Raw genomic sequence first — 20237 nt, forward strand, 5'->3', positions numbered from 1 at the left:
TGCGAAACGATGCCGTGGCATCGTTCTCGATGTCGTTGATTCTCAAGCCGCATGTCGTCGCGGACCTTGGTTTGTAGTGGTTTCGCAGGGGGACCATGGGATGAACCAGTGCCTACGCTCGCTCGCGTGTCTCGTTGCCGTGGCCGCAATGGCCCTCCTTCCGACCGAGCTGGCGGCCAAGAGCAGCCACAAATCGTCCGCGCCGAAGAAGTCGCATGAGGCGAAAGCCGGCAAGCAGCGTCATGCCGCGGTGAAATCGCGCCATGGCAAGCATGCCGAGGCCAAGCGCAAGTCGAAGAAGACCGGCGGCGAGCCGTCCGAGAAGCCGGCCGCCCCGCCGCTCACCGGGGACCTCGCCGCGCTGAAGGATGCGATCGACCTCGCGCGCAAGGGCAAGACGGATGATGCGAGCGCGGCGCGCGACCGCATCGCTGATCCCGCCGGACAGAAGCTCGCCGACTGGTTCATGCTGCGCCATTCCGAGAGCACCGCCAATTTCAAGCGTTATGCCGCCTTCCTCGCCGCCAATCCGGGTTGGCCGAGCAGCGCCCTGCTTCGCCGCCGCGCCGAGGCGCGGCTGTGGCAGGAGAAGGCCGACGCGGCCACCGTGCACAAATTCACCATGGACCGCCCGACCAGCGCCAAGGGCAAGTTCGCCCTCGCCCGCGTGCTGCTCGCTGAAGGCGACGCCGACAGGGCCGCGCGGCTCGTGCGCGAGGCCTGGCGCACCGACGAATTGTCCGAGCGGAGCGAGGAGGATTCCTACGAGGCGTTCCGCGATCTGCTCAACTCCGAGGATCATCGCGCCCGCATGGACAAGCGGCTCGGCGCCAAGGACTATGCGGCTGCGCGGCGCGCCGCGAAACGGCTCGGCGAGGATGAGCTCGCGATCGTCAAGGCCTGCGCCGCCGTCACCGGCAAGGCCAGCAAGGCCAAGGATTATCTCGAGGACGTACCGACTGAAGCGCGCCGCGATCTCGGCTATGTGCTGTGCCGCGCCCAATGGCACCTCCAGAAGGATCGCATCGACGACGCCGCCGAGGTGATCCTGGCCGCCGCGCCCGACACCATGGCCGCGCAGGACACCGACGCCTGGTGGCGCGAGCGTCGCATGCTCGCGCGCAAGCTGCTCGACCAGGGCAAGTTCAAGACGGCGTATGACGTGGTGCGTACCGCCGCGGTGCCCGAGAAGGAAGTCTACCGCGTCGACTATCATTTCATGTGCGGCTGGATCGCTCTGCGCTTCCTGAATGATCCCCAGGCGGCCATGGTGCACTTCGCCGCCATCGATGCAGGCTCGGCCAATCCGATCGCGCTGTCGCGTGCCCATTACTGGCGCGGCCGTGCCGCCGAGGCGATGGGTGCTGTGGCCGATGCTCGCATGAGCTACCGGGCGGCCGCGCGCTATCCGACCGCCTATTACGGCCAGCTTGCGCGCGCAAAGCTCGGCCTCGATCGCATCGAGCTGCGACCGCCCTCGCCCGTGCTGGCCGCGCTCGACACTCCGCCCGCAGACGAGCGCGTGCGCGCTGCCGACATGCTCTACGGCATCGGCGAGCGCGACACGGTGTTCTATTACGCCGAGGATTTCGCCAAGGAGAGCACCGACGTCGCGGCCCTCGAGGGGCTAGGCGAACTCGCCGGACAGCGCCGCGATGCGCGCGTGATGCTGGAGGTCGGCAAGTCGGCGCTGGCGCGCGGGCTCGCGCTCGACCATTACGCTTTTCCGACCATCGGCATCCCCGAGCACCAGCAGGTCGCGCCCGCGATCGAGACCAGCGTGATCTATTCGGTGGCGCGCACCGAAAGCTCGTTCGACCAGCGCGACAAGTCGCCGGCCAATGCGGTCGGGCTGATGCAGGTGACACCTGAAGCCGGCCGCGACACCGCCAAGCGCTTCGGCCTGACCTACGACTGGGACAAGATGGTCTCAGATCCCGTCTACAACACGCAAATGGGCGCGGCCGAGCTCAGCGCGCTCCTGTCGGAATATCGCGGCAACCAGATCATGACGTTTGCCGGCTACAATGCCGGCCGCGGCCGCGTGCGCGAATGGGTGCAGGCCCGCGGCGACCCCAGGGATCCCAAGGTCGATCCGGTCGACTGGGTCGAGCGCATCCCGCTGTCGGAGACGCGCAACTACGTCCAGCGCGTGATGGAGAACGTGCTGGTGTACCGCGCACGGTTCGAGGGCAGCAGCATGGTCGCCGGCAAGTCCGACCAGCGCGTCACGACGCAGGAAGTGAGCGCGGCACCAACGGGATCGGCCGCAGCCCCCTCACCCTAGCCTCGCCGCCGCCGGGGCTGGACGCGGCGCGGGCTGGACGCGGTGACTGCGGCCGACTGCTCTGCGCGGCCGTCATCGAGCTAGCCGTCACCTCCTTCCGTGGTCAGAAGGTCGTACTCGCGCAGATATGCCTCGGCCAATGCGCGCGACAGCGCGCCGATCTGAATCATCCAGCTCCAGCTCGAGATCGCCGCCAGCGCCGCGATCGTCTCGAGCGAGCTGCCGGGCCACAGCATGTCCATGGCCGTCTGCTGACGGTAGCAACCGTAGTCGCAATACCGCTCCTGCTTGGACACATGACGGACGTAACTCGCACCCAGGGGCCGGGCGCATGCGCGGCAGACGCCGCCGTGGCAGGGATGTTCCTGATTGACGAGCATGAATCTCAATGCCGTGTCCTCTCCTGCCGAATGCGTTCTGCGGCCCGACTACTCAAGATGCCGCGCGCGTGCGTCCCTCGATCAACGGCGCGGACTCGTGATGAAGTGCGTAGCAGTCGTAGCCGCAGTAGCGCAGCAGCGTCCTGGCGTCGCGCAGATAGCCACCATCGATCTCCTCGCAGCACCAAAGGCACGACGTCTTGCGGAACGGGGTTCTGCCGTTCACCAATATGAATCTCACGTGGCACCTCCCAGCGCGAAACAGTAGACCAGGTCGACCAGAGAGGCGGACGGCGGTGGCGCGCAGATATGGTTGCGGCCGTCGGGATTGTCTCTGTTGCGCTCGACTTTCTGGGACGGGATCAGGATGTATTTGCCGTCTTCCCGGCGCCGCGCGTAGATCCTGCCGTCGACGTAGCGAATCTCGGTCGGGTAGCAATCGGCATTGTTGCAGCAGCTCAGAACCGGATTATCCGGCATGTGCCAGCTCGAATAGAACTTCTCGTGCAGCAGTTGATCCTGAGGCGGATGGTGACGATGTGAACCATCCGGTCCGGCTTCGTCGGCCTCCACGCCCGTCACCAGCGAAAGTGGCAGCGCGATCGCCAACAGGAGCTTGCAGGTACGGTTCAACGCAGCCTCCCGACGAAGAAATTGCCTGAGGTGGCAGACGCGGCGGCTGGTCCTCAGGCCGCCTGATATCGGAACAACCAGCGACGGTCGCGCTCACGGCGCGCCCTGAACCGGTCGAGGCATTTCCTCGAGCAGACCGGCGTCCGCCAGGAATAGTATCGGATCAGGCCAAACTTCGCCGCGCAGACAGCACAGCCTTTGGACTCGGGACGGCGCTCGGAGTAGTCGGGGCTATCGCACATCATCCTCTCCTCTTGACCTCTTAGGGGTCCCGGCTTCCTTGTGCGCAAGCACGGGTCGCCACGGTCGTCACGGAAAATGCGGCTTCTCAATCGTGACCGCCAATTCATCCGGCAAGTCAGGGGGCGGACGCAGAGCCTGGCTTTTTGGGGACAACATCCCCGAGCCTTTCAGCGATTTGTGCTCCGCAATCGTCTCCTCTCGATTGGCTGCAAAACTAGGCGGCTGCAACGCATCACTCAATTGTACGGAGGTAAATGCGCGCTAGAACTAGGGTTGTGCGAGCTATACATAGGTTTGGCCGTAGTTTTGCGGACCTCTGCCCGCCCGCGCAACGAGACGGAGCAACGCGCGCAAGCTGCACGGCAACCGGGAGTTTTGGCGGCAATCCGACTTTGGTCGGAGCCAATTGCTCCTGTTCGGGCAAAGTGCTCTACTCGCCTTGACGCTGGCGCGCCGGGACGCTTGCGATGATGCCTGGCCAGATCACGAAAATCGGGACTTCGGCCGCACAATTCCTGCTCGGCGGCCTTGCGGCGCTTCGATCATTCGGCAACGGCGAGAAGGACCGGTCCGCGGTAGCTGAGGCCTCGCGGCAGAACGCCGATCTGCGTGACGCCATGAAGCAATGGCGCGAGGTGTTCGAGCACAACCCGGTCATGTACTTCATGGTCGATCCGGCCGGAACGGTGCTCAACGTGAATACGTTTGGCGCCGCACAACTGGGCTACACGACGGCGGAGCTGATCGGCCAATCCGTGCTGAACGTCTTCTTCGAGGAAGACCACGACTTCGTTCGTCAATGCGTCGCTTTGTGCCTCACGACCGTGGACCAGTCGCATACCTGGGAGATTCGCAAGTTCCGGAAGGACGGGTCGGTGCTCTGGGTCCGCGAGAACGCCAAGGCGATGTTGCGTGGCGACGGCACGCCGATCCTGCTGGTCGCCTGCGAGAACATCACCCAGCGCAAGGAGACCGAGGATGCGCTGCGACAGAGCGAGGCCTACCTCGCCCAGGCCCAGGAATTGAGCCACACCGGCAGCTTCGGCTTGAACCTCGCCACCGGCGAGGCGGTCTGGTCGAGGGAGACCTTCCGCATCTTCCAATGCGACCCTGCGACGAAGCCGACCCTGAACTTCGCCTTTCAGCGCATCCATCCGGAAGATCGCGACACAGTCCGCAGCACCCTTGATCGGGCCTACCGGCTGGCGGAGGATTTCGACCACGAATACCGCCTGCTGATGCCCGACGGATCGATCAAATATCTCCATTCCGTGGCGCGCGCCGTGCGGCACCCATCCGGGCGCATCGAGTTCGTCGGAGCGGTGACCGATGTCACGATTGCGAAGGAAGCGGAACAGAGGCTGCGTCGCAGCGAAGCCTATTTGGCCGAAGCCCAACGCCTCAGCCAGACGAGCAGCTGGGCCTGGGACGTTCATCGTCAGGAGTTCGCCTACCGCTCGACTGAACTGTACCGACTGTTCGGGTTTGAGCCGGACCAGACCGATGTCCCGGCCCGGGCTTTTCAGCAACGTATCCTGCCGGAGGACTTTCGGCGGATTGTCGAGGTGGAACGTGAAGCTGTCAGGCAAAAGCAGCCCTTCCAGATCGACTTCCGGATTGTGCGCCCCGACGGCTCGATCAGACGCGTCCACAGCGAGGGACATCCTGTGATCGGCCGCGACGGCGAGGTGATGGAAATCATCGGCACGCACGTGGACGTCACCGAGCAGTTCGCGGCGAAAGATGCGCTGCATAAGGCGTTCGACGAGCTCAAGACATCCGAACAGCGATTCCGCGACTATGCCGAAACCGCATCCGACTGGTTCTGGGAGACCGGGCCGGACCACCGCATCACCAGGATATCGGAGCATGCCGAAACCTCCAGCGCGGCGCCGAAGGGCCTGATCGGCCTGACCCGCTGGGACATTCCGCCCGACGCCGAGTTCGAGCCGGAGAAATGGGAGCAGCATCGCGCGGCGCTCGATGCCCACGTTGCGTTCCGCGATCTGATCTACCGCAGCAGGGATGGCAACGGATCTCCAATCTACGTTCGGACCAGCGGCAAGCCTTTCCATGATGCGGCAGGCAATTTTCTCGGCTATCGCGGCGTCAGCAGCGACGTCACGGCGGCAATCCGCGTCGAGCAGGCGGAAGAGGCGCTGCGCAAGGCGCAAGGCGAGCTCGCCCACGTCACCCGCGTCACGACGCTCGGCGAACTGACCACCTCGATTGCCCACGAAATCACCCAGCCCATTGCCGCGGTGATCTCCAATGCGGACGCTTGCATCGCTTGGCTTGACCGCGACCCCGCCGACCTGAAGGCCGCGCGCCGTTCCGCAGAATGGATTGTCGAGGACGCCAACCGGGCAAGCGAGGTGATCCGCCGGATCAGAGCGCTTGCGAAGAAGACCGAGATCGAAATGGCTCCACTCGACATCAACCAGGTCGTCAGGGAGGCAGTGGCGCTGGTTCGGCGCGAGCTCGCGATCCATGCGGTGTCGGTGCGAATGGAGTTGGCGTCCGACCTGCCCAGCATTTGCGGCGACCGGATCCAGCTGCAGCAGGTGCTGATCAACCTGGTGGTGAACGGCATCGAAGCCATGCATGCCAATGTCGACCGCCCGCGCGAGCTGGCGATCCGCTCGAGCCGGACGGACGACGATCGCCTGCTCCTCACCGTGACGGACCGCGGTGTCGGCCTTGGCAAAGACGTCAAGGAACGCATCTTCAACCCCTTCTTCACGACGAAATCGGGCGGTCTGGGAATGGGACTCTCGATCTGCCGATCGATCATCGAGGCTCATGCGGGCCGGCTTTCGGCCATTCAAAATGAAGGGAGTGGTGCAACATTCCAGATCGCCCTGCCCTTGCCACACAAGGACACGTCGTGACTGATCATGCCAAGCAGGCCCAGGCGAGCGCCGGTGATCCGATCGTCCTGATCGTCGATGATGATCCGTCGATGCGCCGTGCGCTCACCAATCTCTTTCAATCGGTCGGTCTCAAGGTCGAAGCCTTCAGTTCGGCGGCGGAGATCATGGAAGCCAAACCGCCTGCTGTCCCCAGTTGCCTCGTGCTCGACATCCGCCTGCCAGGCTTGAGTGGCCTCGACCTCCAGGCGGACCTCGCCAAAGCCAATATTCACACGCCCATTATCTTCATCACCGGTCACGGCGATATTCCCATGACCGTAAGAGCCATGAAGAGCGGTGCCGTCGATTTTCTGACCAAGCCGGTGCGCGACCAGGACATGCTGGATGCGGTGCAGGCTGCGATCGAACGCGATCGCAAGCGGCGCGATGCCGAGCAGTCGATCTCGGGCGTGCGATCCCGTTACGAGGGGCTGACGGCGCGCGAACGCGATGTGCTCGCCCTGGTTGCGTCCGGCCTGATGAACAAGCAAGTCGCCGCCGAGCTGGGATTGGCTGAAATCACCGTGAAGATCTATCGCGGCCAGATCATGCGGAAAATGGCAGCGAAGTCGTTGGCGGACCTCGTCAGAATGACCGACGCGCTCGGAATCCCGCGCAACAGGGGTCATCTGCAAACCTAAGTATGCTTTCCAATCTCGCTCCGGTGGCCCACCTTCCCCAAGCGGCTGAATCGCGGCCGGCGGCTCCCCGTGCAGGAGCGATCATATTGTCAGCGTCTTCGATCATTTCCGTCATTGATGATGATCCCTCCGTTCGCCTTGCGACGAACAACCTCCTGACGTCGCGCGGGTACACGGTCTACACCTTTGGCTCGGCTCACGAATTTCTCCAATCCGCCGAACTTGAGACGACCTGCTGCGTGATCACGGACGTGCAGATGTCGGTCATGAGCGGCGTCGAGCTGTTGACGCATATGCGCGGTCTCGGGCACGTCACGCCTTTCATCTTCATGACGGCTTTTCCGGACGAGTCCGTACGCGACCGCGCACTGAGGGCCGGCGCGACCTGCTTTCTCGCCAAGCCGTTTTCAACGCCGGCCCTGATGCAGTGCCTGGAGACCGCACTGTCGGAGCCCGGTGACGCCACGATGTGATGCGGCGGCGCCGGATTCCCACGCCAGGACAGGCCTGCGGCCATGCGACGTGCTCAATCCACCTTGATGTTCGCCGCCTTGATCATCGGCCACCATTTGGCGATCTCGGCCTTCTGGCGGGTGCCGAGCGCTTCCGGCGTGAGCTGATCCTTGGGCGTCATCTCCAGCCCCTGGCTTTCGAGCTGCTTCTTCACGGCGGGATCGTTCAGCGCCTCCACCGCCGCAGCATTGAGTTTGGCAACGATTTCCTTGGGCGTGCCCTTCGGCACCCACATGCCCGACCACAGCGTCATGTTGAAGCCCTTCAGACCCGCCTCCTCCGCGGTTGGGATCTCGGGCGCCGAGGACAGGCGCTTGCTGTCGGTGATGGCGTAGGCGCGGATGGTGCCGGCGCGGACCTGCGCGATCGAGTTGGACGTCTGGTCGACGATGACGTCGATCTGACCGGCGATGAGATCGTTCAACGCGGGCGCGGTGCCGCGATACGGCACGTATTGCAGCTTGATGCCGGAGACGCTCTCGAAATAGACGCCGGCGATATGGCTGCCGGAGCCCGCGCCGGCGGTGCCCGCTGTCGGCGGCGACGGGCGTGACTTCAGCCATTCGATCAGCTCTTTCAGCGACGTCGCCGGCACAGCGTTCTTACTGACGACGATCATCGGATTGCTCGGCAGCAGCACCACCGGCTCGAGGTCGGCCACGAGGTCGTATTTGAGCTTGTAGACGGCGCCATTGGCGACGTGGGTGCCGAGATGGCCGAAGGAGATGGTGTAGCCGTCCGGCGGCGATTGCACGGCACGGCCGACGCCGATCGACCCGCCCGCGCCGGTGACGTTCTCGACCACGAGGGGCTGGCCGAGCGCAGTTCGCATCCGCTCGGCGAGCACACGCGCCATCGCATCCGACGGGCCGCCGGCCGAGAAGGGCACGATGATGGTGATGGGACGGGAGGGATAGTCATCGGCGCGCGCGGCGCCGGTCACAGCGAGAATAGCAAACAGCGCAGCCCAGACGGCCTTCGTCATTGTCTTCTCCCCAGCGATGTCGTTCTTGTTTTTCTTCACCTCGCCCCGCTTGCGGGGAGAGGTCGGAATTCGCGCGTAGCGCGGATTTCGGGTGAGGGGGAGTCTCCGCAAGTTCAGCTGTCACCGCCCCCGCGGAGACTCCCCCTCACCCCAACCCTCCCAGCGCGAGCGAAGCTCGTCGCGCCCCCGCAAGCGGGGCGACGGAGAAGCAAGCTAGAACTGCGTGTAGTCGATCGGCTTGTGACGGTCGAGCGTGCGGGTGACCGGCGGCAGCGGGTATTTCAGGCCGGTCGCGCAATTGAACAGCATGACGCGGTCATCCTTCGAGACGCGGCCGGCTGCGAGGCTGTCCTTGTAGGCGGCGTAGGTGGCGGCGCCCTCGGGGCAGAGCAGCAGCCCCTCCTCGCGCGCGACCTCGTTCAGCGCCAACGAAATCTTGTCCTCGTCGACCGCGATGGCAAAGCCCTTGCTCTCGCGCACCGCGCGCAGGATCAGGAAATCGCCGATCGCCTGCGGCACGCGGATGCCGGACGCGATCGTGTGGGCGTCCTCCCAGCGTGTCGCATGCTCGGTGCCGGCGTCATAGGCCCGCACCATCGGCGCGCAACCGGAGGCCTGCACCGCGACCATGCGCGGGCGCTTCGAACCGATGAAGCCGATCTTCTCGAGCTCGTCGAACGCCTTCCACATGCCGATCAGGCCGGTGCCGCCGCCGGTCGGATAGAAGATCACGTCGGGCACGTCCCAACCGAGCTGCTCGGCGAGTTCGAGACCCATCGTCTTCTTGCCCTCGATGCGGTACGGCTCCTTCAAGGTCGAGGTGTCGAACCAGCCGACTTTTGCCTTGCCCTCGCCGACGATCTTGCCGCAATCATCGATATAGCCGTTGACGCGGTAGACGGTCGCGCCCTGCAGCTCGATCTCGCTGACGTTCACCTCCGGCGTATCGGCCGGGCAGAAGATCGTGGTCTTGATGCCGCAGGACGTCGCATAGGCCGCGAGCGCCGCGCCGGCATTGCCGTTGGTCGGCATCGCCATGTGCTTGATGCCGAGCGCCTTGCCCATCGACACGGCCATCACGAGGCCGCGCGCCTTGAACGAGCCGGTCGGCAAACGGCCCTCGTCCTTGACGATGATCTCGCCGCCGCCGAGCTTCTTGCCGAGCTTCGGCAGCCGGATCAGGGGCGTGGTGACTTCGCCGAGCGAGACGATGTCCTTGCATTTGCGCACGGGCAGCAGCTCGCGGTAGCGCCACATGTCGCCGGGGCGTTGCGCGAGCGCGTCCTTGGTCAGCGCCTTCTTCACGCCGGCGAGATCGTAGCGGACGAGCAGCGGCTTGCCGGCCTTGGAGAGATTGTGGACCTGGTCGGCCGCGTAATGATCCCCTTCCATCGCGCATTCGAGATGGGTGACGAAGGTCGGGCGTTCGATGGTGAGGTTGTCGTTGTCGTGCATGGGTTCATTCCCTCTTCTTGTTTTCGTATTTCTCTATCAAACCGGTCACCCTGAGGCGCCGGAACGAAGCGGAGGCCTCGAAGGGCGACGAGCCCGGCTGCTGCAGCTCGGCCCTTCATCCTTCGAACTGGGCCAGCCGTGCTATGCACCGCTGGCCTCGCACCTCAGGATGACGGGTCCCTCAGCCCGCCGGCTCATCCATCAGATGTTCAATACCCGCCCATACGCATCCAGCACGGCTTCCTTCATCATCTCCGACAGGGTCGGATGCGGGAACACTGTGTGCATCAGCTCTTCCTCCGTGGTCTCCAGGTTCATGGCGACGACGTAGCCCTGGATCAGCTCGGTCACTTCAGCACCGACCATGTGGGCGCCGAGCAACTGGCCGGTCTTCTTGTCGAAGATGACCTTGACCAGGCCCTGGTCCTCACCGAGCGCGATCGCCTTGCCGTTTCCGACGAAGGGGAAGCGGCCGACGCGAATCTCCCGGCCGCTCTCCTTGGCCTTGGCTTCCGTCAAACCAACGGACGCGACCTGCGGCTGGCAATAGGTGCAGCCCGGGATCAGGTTCTTGTCCATGGGATGCGGATGCAGGCCCTTGATCGCCTCGACGCAGATCACGCCCTCATGCTCGGCCTTGTGGGCGAGCATCGGGGGCCCCGCAACGTCGCCGATCGCGTAGATGCCGGGGACGTTGGTCTTGCCGTAGCCGTCGATCACGATGACGCCGCGGTCGGTCTTCACGCCGATTTTTTCCAGGCCGAGATTCTCGATATTGCCGACGACGCCGACGGCCGAGATCACGCGCTCGAACTCGGTCGTGACAGGCTTGCCCTTGCCATCGTCGATGGTGGCGACGACGCTGTCGGCCTTCTTCTCCAGCTTGGTCACCTTGGTCGAGGACATGATCTTGATGCCCTGCTTCTCCAGCCGCTTGCGCGCAAGGCCTGCGATCTCGGCGTCCTCGACGGGGAGGATCTGCGGCAGCACCTCGACCACGGTCACGTCCGAGCCCATGGTGTGGAAGAACGAGGCGAACTCGATGCCGATCGCGCCGGAGCCGACCACCAGCAGCGATTTCGGCATCTTCTCCGGCACCATCGCCTCGAAATAGGTCCAGATCAGCTTCTTGTCGGGCTCGAGCCCGGGCAGCACGCGCGGCCGCGCGCCGGTGGCGAGGATGATGTGCTTGGCCTGGTAGCTCCCCTCGCCCAGCGTGCCCTTCGGCGCCTCGACGTCGGACTTCTTCACGGTGATCTTGCCGGGCGCGTCGATCGAAGCCGCGCCCCAGATCACGCTCACCTTGTTCTTCTTCATCAGGAAGCCGACGCCGTCATTCAGCCGCTTGGAGACGCCGCGCGAGCGCTGCACGACGGCCTTCGGGTCGAACGAGACCTTCTCCGCCGAGAGGCCGTAGTCCTTGGCGTGCTGCATGTAGTGATAGATCTCGGCGGAGCGCAGCAGCGCCTTGGTCGGGATGCAGCCCCAGTTCAGGCAGATGCCGCCGAGATACGACTTCTCGACGATCGCGACCTTGAAACCGAGCTGAGCGGCGCGGATCGCGGTGACATAGCCGCCGGGACCGGAGCCGATGATGATGATGTCGAAGGATGTGTCGGCCATGGCGGCTCCCGTTCAACTCAAGAGGCGCCGCGGGCGCGGCGCTTGACCAGAAAAGACCTCACCAGCCATTCGAGCATCAGCGCCAGGACCATGACGGCCAGAGCAATGAGCACGATGGGCTGGGCGATGTTCCGTGCCAGCTGCTCGCCGGCAAAGAACGCAGAGTGCAGAAAATCGAGCCCGATCGGGTTGAGCGCGACGACGGCTCCGAGCAGCAGCGATATCCATGGCCAGCGGGTACGGACATGCAAAATTGCGCCCTCTGCCGCCGCGTCAGACCATCATCATGACGGGGTTTTCGATCAGCTGCTTGAACGCGCCGATCAGCTCGGCGCCGAGCGCACCGTCGATGGCGCGGTGATCACAGGACAGGGTCACGCTCATCATGTGCGCGATCTCGATCTTGCCGCCGCGCACGACGGGCCGCTCCTCGCTGGTGCCGACCGCGAGGATGGTCGCATGCGGCGGGTTGATCACGGCGGTGAAGTGGCTGATGCCGTACATGCCGAGGTTGGAGACCGCGGTGGTGCCGCCCTGGTACTCCTCGGGCTTCAGCTTGCGCGAACGGGCGCGCGCGGCGAAATCCTTCATCTCGTTCGAGATGGTGGACAGCGTCTTGGTCTCGGCCTTGCGGATGATCGGCGTGATCAGGCCGCCGGGCATCGCCACGGCGACGCCGACGTCGGAATGGTGGTGCTTGACCATGCCGCTTTCGGTCCAGCTGACATTGCAGTTCGGGATCTTCTGCAGCGCCACCGCCATCGCCTTGATGACGAAGTCGTTGACCGAGATCTTGTAGAGCGGCTTCTTTTCCTTGTCCTTCGGCGCAGCCGCATTGATCTCCTCGCGCGCAGCGAGCAGCTTGCCGATATCGCAGTCGATGGTCAGGTAGAAGTGCGGGACGTTCTGGATCGATGCGGTCAGGCGCTGGGCAATGGTGCGACGCATGCCGTCATGCGGGACGATGTCGTAGGAGCCGGGCTCGAACAGCGACAGGATCTGCTTGTCCGACATGGTGGGCGCGATCGAGGGCGCACCGGACGGTGCCGCGGCAGGCGCCTTGAGGCCCTTGCCCGACTTGGCCTGCTCGACGTCGCGCGCGACGACGCGGCCGTGCGGGCCGGTGCCTGATACCATCGCCACGTCGATGCCGGCGTCCTTGGCGAGACGCCGCGCTAGCGGCGAGGAGAACACGCGACCACCTTGGCCGTTGCTCTGCGCGGCCGGAGTTGCGGCCTGCGGCGCAGGTGCAGCAGCCGGCGGCGCGGCTTTGGGAGCAGCAGGCGCAGCCGCGGGAGCCGGCGCCGCAGCGGGAGCCTCAGCGGCTTTCGGAGGTGCGGCCGAAGCGCTGGGCTTGGCGGCACCCGCAGCCTTCACGTCCTCACCTTCGCCAGCGAGCACCGCGATCACGTCGTTGACCGGGACGTCCTGCGTGCCCTCGGGCACCAGGATCTTGGCGATCGTGCCCTCGTCGATGGCCTCGACCTCCATCGTCGCCTTGTCGGTCTCGATCTCGGCGATGACATCGCCGGATTTGACCTTGTCGCCTTCCTTCTTCAGCCACTTGGCGAGGTTTCCCTTCTCCATCGTTGGCGAGAGAGCGGGCATCAGGATGTTGATGGGCATGCTGACCTCAAGAAGAACTTTGCAAAACGTCGCCTCCGACAGCGGAGACGAACAGACCAGGTTTAGTTGCCGATGTCGCCCTGCCACAGGCGTTCATTGGCAGGGATGGAACGCCAATTCTTCATCATGGTGATGGAGCGATCGTCGGCAAGGTCGATCCAGGGGATGCCGAACTTGTCGAGGATGTCCTTGGATCCCTCGAAGGTGACGGATTCCCCGATCACCACGAGCTTGACCTTGAACAGCCCCAGCGCACCGGCGCACATCGAACATGGCGACAGCGTGGTGTACATGACCGTGTCGTGAAACGAGATCGCGCCGGCTTCGCGCAGGCAGCTCATCTCGCCGTGCAGGATCGGATTGTTCTCCTGCACGCGGTTGTTGTGGCCGCGGGCGATGATTTTGTTGTCGCGCGTCAGCACCGCGCCGATCGGCAGGCCGCCCTGCGCGATCGAGGCCTCCGCCTCGCGGATCGCCTCCAGCATGAAATCGAAATGATGGGATTCGATCGCCACGGTCAGTGTCCCTTGCCGCGCGGCGTCGTGGTGCCGGTGTCGGTGGGACGCTCGATCTCGGCCTGGAACATCTCCAGGATCCGGTTCAGCGCGTCCTCTTCGGTATATTCGCTCTCGCGCGCATAGGCGCGCGCGGCGTGGCGGGCGAGATCGACGAGCAGCAGCCCCCACATGTCGGGCTCCTCGAAGGCGCGCTGGAACGCCATCGACAGCCCGCCGTCCAGCACGAACACGCGCAGGATCTCGACCGCGTCGTCGCGGGTCATGACGTCGGGCGGAAGTGGCTGCTCCTTCGGGCCCGCCATGGTCTACCTGTAGCAGACGGCTTTGGCGGCCTCGACGACTTCTGCCGCCGAGGGCAGCGCGAGCTTCTCCAGGTTCGCGGCATAGGGCATCGGCACGTCCTTGCCGGAGACGCGCGCAACCGGCGCATCCAGATAATCGAAGGCGTTCTCCATGATGCGCGCGGCAATCTCGGCGCCGACGCCGCTCTGGGCCCAACCCTCTTCCACCGTGACGGCGCGCCCCGTTTTCTTCACCGAGTTGATGATGGTCTCGGTGTCCATCGGACGCAGCGTGCGCAGGTCGATCACCTCGGCCTCGATGCCCTCCTTGGCGAGCTCGTCGGCCGCCTTCAGCGCATAGGTCATGCCGTTCGACCAGGAGATGATCGAGACATGGCTGCCAGAACGCACGATGCGGGCCTTGCCGATCGGGATCACGAAATCGTCGAGCTTCGGCACCTCGCCGGTGTGGCCGTAGAGCACCTCGTTCTCGAGGAAGATCACCGGATTGGGATCGCGGATCGCGGCCTTCAGAAGACCCTTGTAGTCGGCAGCCGAGAACGGTGCGACGACCTTGAGGCCCGGGACGTTCGAGTACCAGGCCGAATAATCCTGGCTGTGCTGGGCGGCAACGCGCGCAGCCGCACCGTTCGGCCCGCGGAACACGATCGAGCAGCCCATCTGGCCGCCGGACATATAGAGCGTCTTGGCCGCGGAGTTGATGATCTGGTCGATCGCCTGCATGGCGAAGTTGAAGGTCATGAACTCGACGATCGGCTTGAGGCCCGTCATCGCGGCACCGACGCCGACGCCGGCAAAGCCGTGCTCGGTGATCGGGGTGTCGATGACGCGCTTGGCGCCGAACTCCTGGAGCAGGCCCTGCGTGACCTTGTAGGCGCCCTGATATTCGGCGACCTCTTCGCCCATCACGAAGACGTCGGCGTCGCGGCGCATCTCTTCGGCCATGGCATCGCGCAAGGCTTCGCGGATGGTCTGCGTGATCATCTCGGTGCCCGCGGGCACTTCCGGATCGGGCTCGGCGACGGCCTGCGGCGCAGGAGCGGCCTTGGGTGCGGGCGCCTCGGCCTTCGCGGCAGCGGGCGGTGCGGACTCGGCAGCCTTCTGCGCTGCCGGTGCAGGCGCTTTGGCAAGATCGGCGGCGCTTTCGCCGTCGGCGAGAATGGTCGCGATCGGCGTATTCACCGCGACGTCGGCGGTGCCCTCGGGGATCAGGATCTTGCCGAGCGTCCCCTCGTCGGTCGCTTCGACCTCCATGGTCGCCTTATCGGTCTCGATCTCGGCGATGACATCGCCGGACTTGATCGTCTCGCCCTCTTTCTTCAGCCATTTGGCGAGGTTGCCCTTCTCCATCGTGGGCGACAACGCGGGCATCAGCACTTGAATTGGCATATCGACTCCAAAAGAAAGCTTGCGCGCGTTCAGCGGTAAACGTCGGTCCAGAGCTCGGCGGCATCCGGCTCGGGATCATGTTGGGCGAAATCGGCGGACGCGTTGACGATGTCGCGCACCTCGGCGTCGATCGCCTTGAGATCGGCCTCGCTGACCTTGGCGGCCAGGAGGCGGTTGCGCACCTGCTCGATCGGGTCCTGGTCGTGGCGGACCTTCTCGACCTCCTCGCGTGTGCGATATTTTGCAGGATCGGACATCGAGTGGCCGCGATAGCGATAGGTCTGCATCTCCAGGATGAAGGGACCCTTGCCGGCGCGGCACCAGGCGGCGGCTTCGTCGCCGGCGGCCTTGACGGCGCGGACGTCCATGCCGTCGACCTGCTTGCCGGGAATGTTGAAGGACGCGCCGCGCTTGGAGAAATCCTGCTGCGCCGAGGCGCGCGAGACCGAGGTGCCCATGGCGTAGCGGTTGTTCTCGATGACGAAGATCACCGGCAGCTTCCAGAGCTCCGCCATGTTGAAGCTCTCATAGACCTGGCCCTGGTTGGCCGCGCCGTCGCCGAAATAGGTGACGCTGACATTGTCGTTGCCGCGATAGTGATTGGCGAAGGCGAGACCGGTGCCGAGCGAGACCTGGGCGCCGACGATGCCGTGGCCGCCGTAGAAGTGCTTCTCCTTGCTGAACATGTGCATGGAGCCGCCCTTGCCCTTGGAATAGCCGCCGCGGCGGCCGGTGAGCTCGGCCATGACGCCGTTGGCATCCATCCCGGTGGCAAGCATGTGGCCGTGGTCGCGATAGCCGGTAATGACCTGATCGCCCTGCTTCAGGGCCATCTGCATGCCGACCACCACGGCCTCCTGGCCGATATAGAGGTGGCAGAAGCCGCCGATCGCGCCCATGCCGTAGAGCTGGCCGGCCTTTTCCTCGAAACGCCGGATCAGGAGCATGTCGCGGAGCGCCTTGAGCTCCTGCTCCTTCGTGAATTCCGGGGGCGAACCGCCGTCGGTCTTGTCCTGTGGAGTGCTTGCGGCGGCTTTCTTGGGTGCGGCCATGGGAATTCCGGGTCAGAGAAAACTTTCGTCCTCTCTAACCCAACTCAAACGCCCTTGGAAAGCACCGCAGCGGCATGGCACGACTTTCATTATGCCGCAGTGCAACGTGGCCGAAATATTGGAAAATCTTTGGCGCTGATCGGGCAACAAATCTATGCGCGCCACGTGCGCGTGCAGATTCGTGGCCGGATCAAGAACTATGGACCATGCCGATCCGGGCCTTCGGAGCGGACGGCGCCAAGATGGCGCCGCCCTCTCCGCACCTCGATCAGAAGAAGCCGAGCTTCTTCGGGCTGTAGCTGACCAGGAGATTCTTGGTCTGCTGATAATGATCGAGCATCATCTTGTGGGTCTCGCGACCGACGCCCGACTGCTTGTAGCCGCCGAACGCCGCATGGGCGGGATAGGCGTGGTAGCAATTGGTCCAGACCCGGCCGGCCTGGATGGCCCGGCCGAAGCGGTAGCAGCGGTTGGCATCGCGACTCCAGACGCCGGCCCCGAGGCCGTAGAGCGTGTCGTTGGCGATCTCGAGCGCCTCCTCGTCGTTCTTGAAGGTCGTGACCGAGACCACGGGGCCAAAGATCTCCTCCTGGAAGATTCGCATCTTGTTGTGGCCCTCGAACACGGTCGGCTTGACGTAGAAGCCGCCGGCGAGATCGCCGCCAAGCTCGGCACGTCCGCCGCCGGCGAGCACCTTGGCGCCCTCCTGCTTGCCGATGTCGATGTAGGACAGGATTTTTGCGAGCTGCTCGCCGGATGCCTGCGCGCCGATCATGGTGGCGGCATCGCGCGGGTCGCCCTGCTTGATCGCCGCGACGCGCTTCAGCGCCCGTTCCATGAAGCGGTCATAGATGTCGGCGTGGACCAGCGCGCGGCTCGGACAGGTGCAGACCTCGCCCTGGTTCAGCGCGAACATGACGAAGCCCTCGATCGCCTTGTCGAAGTAATCGTCGTCCTCGGCGGTGACGTCGTTGAAGAAGATGTTCGGCGATTTGCCGCCGAGCTCCAGCGTGACCGGAATGAGGTTCTGGCTGGCATATTGCATGATCAGCCGGCCCGTCGTGGTCTCGCCGGTGAAGGCGATCTTGGCGATGCGCGGGCTCGATGCCAGCGGCTTGCCGGCTTCGAGGCCAAAGCCGTTGACGATGTTGAGGACGCCTGGCGGCAGGATGTCGGCGATGATCTCGGCCCAGACCATGATCGAGGCCGGGGTCTGCTCGGCGGGCTTGAGCACGACGCAATTGCCGGCGGCGAGCGCGGGGGCGAGCTTCCAGCAGGCCATCAGCAGCGGGAAGTTCCAGGGGATGATCTGGCCGACCACACCGAGCGGCTCGTGGAAATGATAGGCGATGGTGTCGTGGTCGATCTCGCCGATCGAGCCCTCCTGGGCCCGCACCACGCCGGCGAAGTAGCGGAAGTGATCGATGGCGAGCGGGATGTCGGCGGCGCGGGTCTCGCGGATCGGCTTGCCGTTGTCCCAGGTCTCGGCGATGGCGAGACGCTCGAGATTTTCTTCCATGCGGTCGGCGATCCGGTTCAGGACCGCGGCACGCTCGGCGACGCTGGTACGGCCCCAGGCACCCTTGGCGGCATGCGCCGCGTCGAGGGCCAGCTCGACGTCCTGCGCGTCCGAGCGCGCGATCTTGCAGACGACCTGGCCGTTCACCGGCGAGGCGTTGTCGAAATATTTGCCTGAGATCGGCGCGACGAATTTGCCGCCGATGAAGTTGTCATAGCGTTCGGCAAAGGGAACTTTGGTGACGCTGAGGAATTCCACCTTGTTCATTGATCACTCCCGATGTTTGCTGTTTGCGCAATTCGTCGCGTGACTCGCGACTTGCGCGGACGATGTCGCGGGAGGTGTTTTCTGTCAGCCCCGATGGGAGCGATGGCGGGGCCGACCTGTCGCAGTTCTGCGACAGTCGCGGGCCGCGTCACTCTCGCACCACGTCGCAAAAAGAGCGACGCGCTGCGTCCGGGCACGAGCCTGGAGTGCCGAGCGCGCGGCATCAACACCGCAATGATGATTGAGGTAGCAGCGCGGCTCAGTGGTTCAGTTCGAACCGCTTGAGCTTTCTGTGCAGCGTGGCGCGGCTGACGCCGAGGGCCTTGGCGGCCGCCGAGACATTGCCGCCGGCGCGAAGCAGCGCCCGCTGCACCACCGCGCGCTGCCCGCCGGCGAGATGATCGCGCGCGGTATCGCCGCCGAGCAGATCGGTTGCGGGCACCGGCTGCAAGGCCCGGCCGGGCGCGATTCCGAGCGCAGCCCGGGCGGAGCGGGTTGCGCCGATCACGAGATCGTCCGCATCGACCGCAATGAGGCCTCCGCATTGACCGTCCGCAGCTTGGGTCAAGACGATGCGGGCATGGCTGAACGCCGTGCGGAACAGATCGGCCTCGATACGCTTGGCCGCCTCGCCCGTCGCAAGCGCGATCAGACTGGAAAACGCGTCGGTGCGATCGGCGCGGCAGGAGGAGACGTCGAGCACGCCCGCAAGCGCCGCTTCATGGTCGTAGATCGGAACGGCGGTGCAGCTCAAAAGCGTGTTGCGGGTGAAGAAATGCTGGTCGCGGTCGATCGTCAGCGGACGCTGCTCGACGAGGCAGGTGCCGATGCCGTTGGTGCCTTCGTGCTCCTCGCTCCAGAGCGCACCGGTCCACAGCCCCCAGGATTGAAACGTGGCATCGTCCGCCGCTGTGCCGCGACGATCGACCGGCACGCCCTCGCCGTCGGCGAGCAGCACGCAGCAGCCGCTCGCGCCGACGGCCTGATAGAGCCGGTCCATCGCGCCTTGCGCTGCGGCCAGCAGCGGCGCGATGCGCTCGCGCGCCTGATGCAATTCGGCTTCGGTCAGCCGCATCGGCGAGGTGCGGCCGCCGGGATCGAGATGATGCAATCTGGACGAACGGCGCCACGAGGCCACAAGCGCGGATCGTGCCGCCTGGCCTGACGCGATGGCGGCCTCGACACGGGCCGCGTGATGCCGGGGCATTGACCCATTCATCACTGTTTCCTCCGGATGACAGACTAGAACGTGCCGGCCCTGCCCGCTTGATCTGCGTCAACTTCGGAAGAGTGCCACCAGAAGCCATGGGCCCGCCGCGGCACTGCCGTCAAGGCGGCCGCCCGGTTCCGGACTTACGACCTTCGCAGGAGGAAAGGCACTGTGGTCGGATTTCGGCAGCGACTTTCGTTGTCGGTTTCGAAAGCTGCGGAAAGCGCTAATGCGCGGGGATCATCCGAACGAGATCGCGCGGATTGACGTAATCGAGCTGGAAGCGCGCCCGCTCGTCCAGCATGTCGGGGTCGATCCTCTCGGACCGCAGCAGCGACACCCGCTGCTCGCTCCTGGCGCGCTCACGCTTGAGCTGGGCCAGTTCGCTGGTCAGCGCGATGATCTCCTGGTCGAGCTCCTGGCGGGCGTTGAGGCCGTATTTGCCAGTATAGGCGTTGACGCCGAAATAGCCGACGATGGCGGCCGCCATCGCGTAGAGGGCAAGACCGGTCAGGATCGATTTCAGGCGCGCGCGGGAGACCATCTTGGGAAGATGGGACAGGTTGGTTAAGGCGGTATTAATTGCCCCTGCCGACGATCGTCATGCCCGGGCTTTGCCCCGCCTGCGCGGCCGACGCTTCGGCGCGGCGAAGGCCCGAGCATCCACGTTCTTGGTGTCCGC

Annotated in this window: 19 protein-coding genes; 4 read left to right on the plus strand and 15 right to left on the minus strand. The window is 64.8% G+C overall.

Annotated elements, in window-relative coordinates; all coding sequences use genetic code 11:
• The first annotated feature begins 100 nt into the window (after positions 1-100).
• Complete coding sequence (locus GGD65_RS02985) at positions 101-2287, plus strand: transglycosylase SLT domain-containing protein (RefSeq protein WP_183234362.1); 2187 nt, start codon at positions 101-103, stop codon at positions 2285-2287.
• A gap of 80 nt (positions 2288-2367) precedes the next feature.
• Here GGD65_RS02985 and GGD65_RS02990 read toward each other — a convergent pair whose 3' ends face one another.
• Genes GGD65_RS02990 through GGD65_RS03000 form a run of 3 tightly spaced genes read right to left on the minus strand, consistent with a single transcriptional unit; the run spans position 2368 to position 3300 of the window.
• On the minus strand, positions 2368-2676 hold the full coding sequence (locus GGD65_RS02990; protein ID WP_245283271.1) for a hypothetical protein: 309 nt from the start codon (positions 2674-2676) through the stop codon (positions 2368-2370).
• Between the two features lie 43 nt (positions 2677-2719).
• Complete coding sequence (locus GGD65_RS02995; protein ID WP_177237119.1) at positions 2720-2908, minus strand: hypothetical protein; 189 nt, start codon at positions 2906-2908, stop codon at positions 2720-2722.
• Positions 2905-3300 (minus strand): hypothetical protein, encoded by a 396-nt coding sequence (locus GGD65_RS03000; RefSeq protein WP_092256935.1) that lies wholly within the window; start codon positions 3298-3300, stop codon positions 2905-2907. The genes GGD65_RS02995 and GGD65_RS03000 overlap by 4 nt, the downstream gene beginning before the upstream one ends.
• 710 nt (positions 3301-4010) lie before the next feature.
• Here GGD65_RS03000 and GGD65_RS03005 point away from each other — a divergent pair.
• The 3 genes from GGD65_RS03005 (at position 4011) to GGD65_RS03015 (ending at position 7569) form a co-directional block, all read left to right on the plus strand.
• On the plus strand, positions 4011-6434 hold the full coding sequence (locus GGD65_RS03005) for a PAS domain S-box protein (RefSeq protein WP_183234363.1): 2424 nt from the start codon (positions 4011-4013) through the stop codon (positions 6432-6434).
• Positions 6431-7096, plus strand: a complete 666-nt coding sequence (locus GGD65_RS03010; protein WP_018320299.1) for a response regulator transcription factor — start codon at positions 6431-6433, stop codon at positions 7094-7096. Before GGD65_RS03005 ends, GGD65_RS03010 begins: the two co-directional genes overlap by 4 nt.
• An 86-nt stretch (positions 7097-7182) precedes the next feature.
• Positions 7183-7569, plus strand: coding sequence for a response regulator transcription factor (locus GGD65_RS03015; RefSeq protein ID WP_183234364.1), 387 nt, complete (start codon positions 7183-7185; stop codon positions 7567-7569).
• A 53-nt stretch (positions 7570-7622) separates the two neighbouring features.
• Here the strand turns inward: GGD65_RS03015 and GGD65_RS03020 are convergent, their stop codons facing one another.
• The 12 genes from GGD65_RS03020 to GGD65_RS03075 form a co-directional block, all read right to left on the minus strand.
• On the minus strand, positions 7623-8594 hold the full coding sequence (locus tag GGD65_RS03020) for a tripartite tricarboxylate transporter substrate binding protein BugD (RefSeq protein WP_183234365.1): 972 nt from the start codon (positions 8592-8594) through the stop codon (positions 7623-7625).
• Positions 8595-8807: 213 nt separating this feature from the next.
• Entirely contained in the window at positions 8808-10049 is a 1242-nt protein-coding gene (locus GGD65_RS03025) for a threonine synthase (protein ID WP_183234366.1), read from the minus strand.
• Between the two features lie 201 nt (positions 10050-10250).
• Positions 10251-11672, minus strand: a complete 1422-nt coding sequence (gene lpdA / locus GGD65_RS03030; RefSeq protein WP_018320295.1) for a dihydrolipoyl dehydrogenase — start codon at positions 11670-11672, stop codon at positions 10251-10253.
• Between the two features lie 17 nt (positions 11673-11689).
• Entirely contained in the window at positions 11690-11923 is a 234-nt protein-coding gene (locus tag GGD65_RS03035; protein WP_018320294.1) for a hypothetical protein, read from the minus strand.
• A gap of 22 nt (positions 11924-11945) precedes the next feature.
• Entirely contained in the window at positions 11946-13298 is a 1353-nt protein-coding gene (locus tag GGD65_RS03040) for a pyruvate dehydrogenase complex dihydrolipoamide acetyltransferase (protein ID WP_179736484.1), read from the minus strand.
• Between the two features lie 62 nt (positions 13299-13360).
• Positions 13361-13813 (minus strand): nucleoside deaminase, encoded by a 453-nt coding sequence (locus GGD65_RS03045; RefSeq protein ID WP_183234367.1) that lies wholly within the window; start codon positions 13811-13813, stop codon positions 13361-13363.
• Between the two features lie 2 nt (positions 13814-13815).
• Positions 13816-14118: a DUF5076 domain-containing protein gene (locus GGD65_RS03050; protein ID WP_018320291.1), complete on the minus strand. Its 303-nt coding sequence runs from the start codon at positions 14116-14118 to the stop codon at positions 13816-13818.
• A gap of 3 nt (positions 14119-14121) precedes the next feature.
• Positions 14122-15507, minus strand: a complete 1386-nt coding sequence (locus GGD65_RS03055; RefSeq protein WP_183234368.1) for a pyruvate dehydrogenase complex E1 component subunit beta — start codon at positions 15505-15507, stop codon at positions 14122-14124.
• A 29-nt stretch (positions 15508-15536) separates the two neighbouring features.
• A complete protein-coding gene (gene pdhA, locus GGD65_RS03060; protein WP_092256959.1) occupies positions 15537-16559 on the minus strand; it encodes a pyruvate dehydrogenase (acetyl-transferring) E1 component subunit alpha in 1023 nt (340 codons plus the stop codon).
• A gap of 268 nt (positions 16560-16827) precedes the next feature.
• Positions 16828-18345, minus strand: a complete 1518-nt coding sequence (adh, locus tag GGD65_RS03065; protein ID WP_018320288.1) for an aldehyde dehydrogenase — start codon at positions 18343-18345, stop codon at positions 16828-16830.
• Positions 18346-18604: 259 nt separating this feature from the next.
• Positions 18605-19564: a GAF domain-containing protein gene (locus GGD65_RS03070; protein WP_183234369.1), complete on the minus strand. Its 960-nt coding sequence runs from the start codon at positions 19562-19564 to the stop codon at positions 18605-18607.
• 217 nt (positions 19565-19781) lie between these two features.
• Entirely contained in the window at positions 19782-20099 is a 318-nt protein-coding gene (locus GGD65_RS03075; protein ID WP_018320286.1) for a septum formation initiator family protein, read from the minus strand.
• Positions 20100-20237: the final 138 nt, after the last annotated feature.

Source organism: Bradyrhizobium sp. CIR18, assembly GCF_014198295.1.
Lineage (GTDB): Bacteria > Pseudomonadota > Alphaproteobacteria > Rhizobiales > Xanthobacteraceae > Bradyrhizobium.

Bases quoted from the DNA above. Each gene is read 5' to 3' on its own strand.
- GGD65_RS02985 (WP_183234362.1), top strand. From the start codon at position 101: ATGAACCAGTGCCTACGCTCGCTCGCGTGTCTCGTTGCCGTGGCCGCA.
- pdhA (WP_092256959.1), bottom strand. From the start codon at position 16,559: ATGGCCGCACCCAAGAAAGCCGCCGCAAGCACTCCACAGGACAAGACC.
- GGD65_RS03050 (WP_018320291.1), bottom strand. From the start codon at position 14,118: ATGGCGGGCCCGAAGGAGCAGCCACTTCCGCCCGACGTCATGACCCGC.
- adh (WP_018320288.1), bottom strand. From the start codon at position 18,345: ATGAACAAGGTGGAATTCCTCAGCGTCACCAAAGTTCCCTTTGCCGAA.
- GGD65_RS03055 (WP_183234368.1), bottom strand. From the start codon at position 15,507: ATGCCAATTCAAGTGCTGATGCCCGCGTTGTCGCCCACGATGGAGAAG.
- GGD65_RS03040 (WP_179736484.1), bottom strand. From the start codon at position 13,298: ATGCCCATCAACATCCTGATGCCCGCTCTCTCGCCAACGATGGAGAAG.
- GGD65_RS03075 (WP_018320286.1), bottom strand. From the start codon at position 20,099: ATGGTCTCCCGCGCGCGCCTGAAATCGATCCTGACCGGTCTTGCCCTC.
- GGD65_RS03020 (WP_183234365.1), bottom strand. From the start codon at position 8,594: ATGACGAAGGCCGTCTGGGCTGCGCTGTTTGCTATTCTCGCTGTGACC.
- GGD65_RS03025 (WP_183234366.1), bottom strand. From the start codon at position 10,049: ATGCACGACAACGACAACCTCACCATCGAACGCCCGACCTTCGTCACC.
- lpdA (WP_018320295.1), bottom strand. From the start codon at position 11,672: ATGGCCGACACATCCTTCGACATCATCATCATCGGCTCCGGTCCCGGC.
- GGD65_RS03005 (WP_183234363.1), top strand. From the start codon at position 4,011: ATGATGCCTGGCCAGATCACGAAAATCGGGACTTCGGCCGCACAATTC.
- GGD65_RS03070 (WP_183234369.1), bottom strand. From the start codon at position 19,564: ATGAATGGGTCAATGCCCCGGCATCACGCGGCCCGTGTCGAGGCCGCC.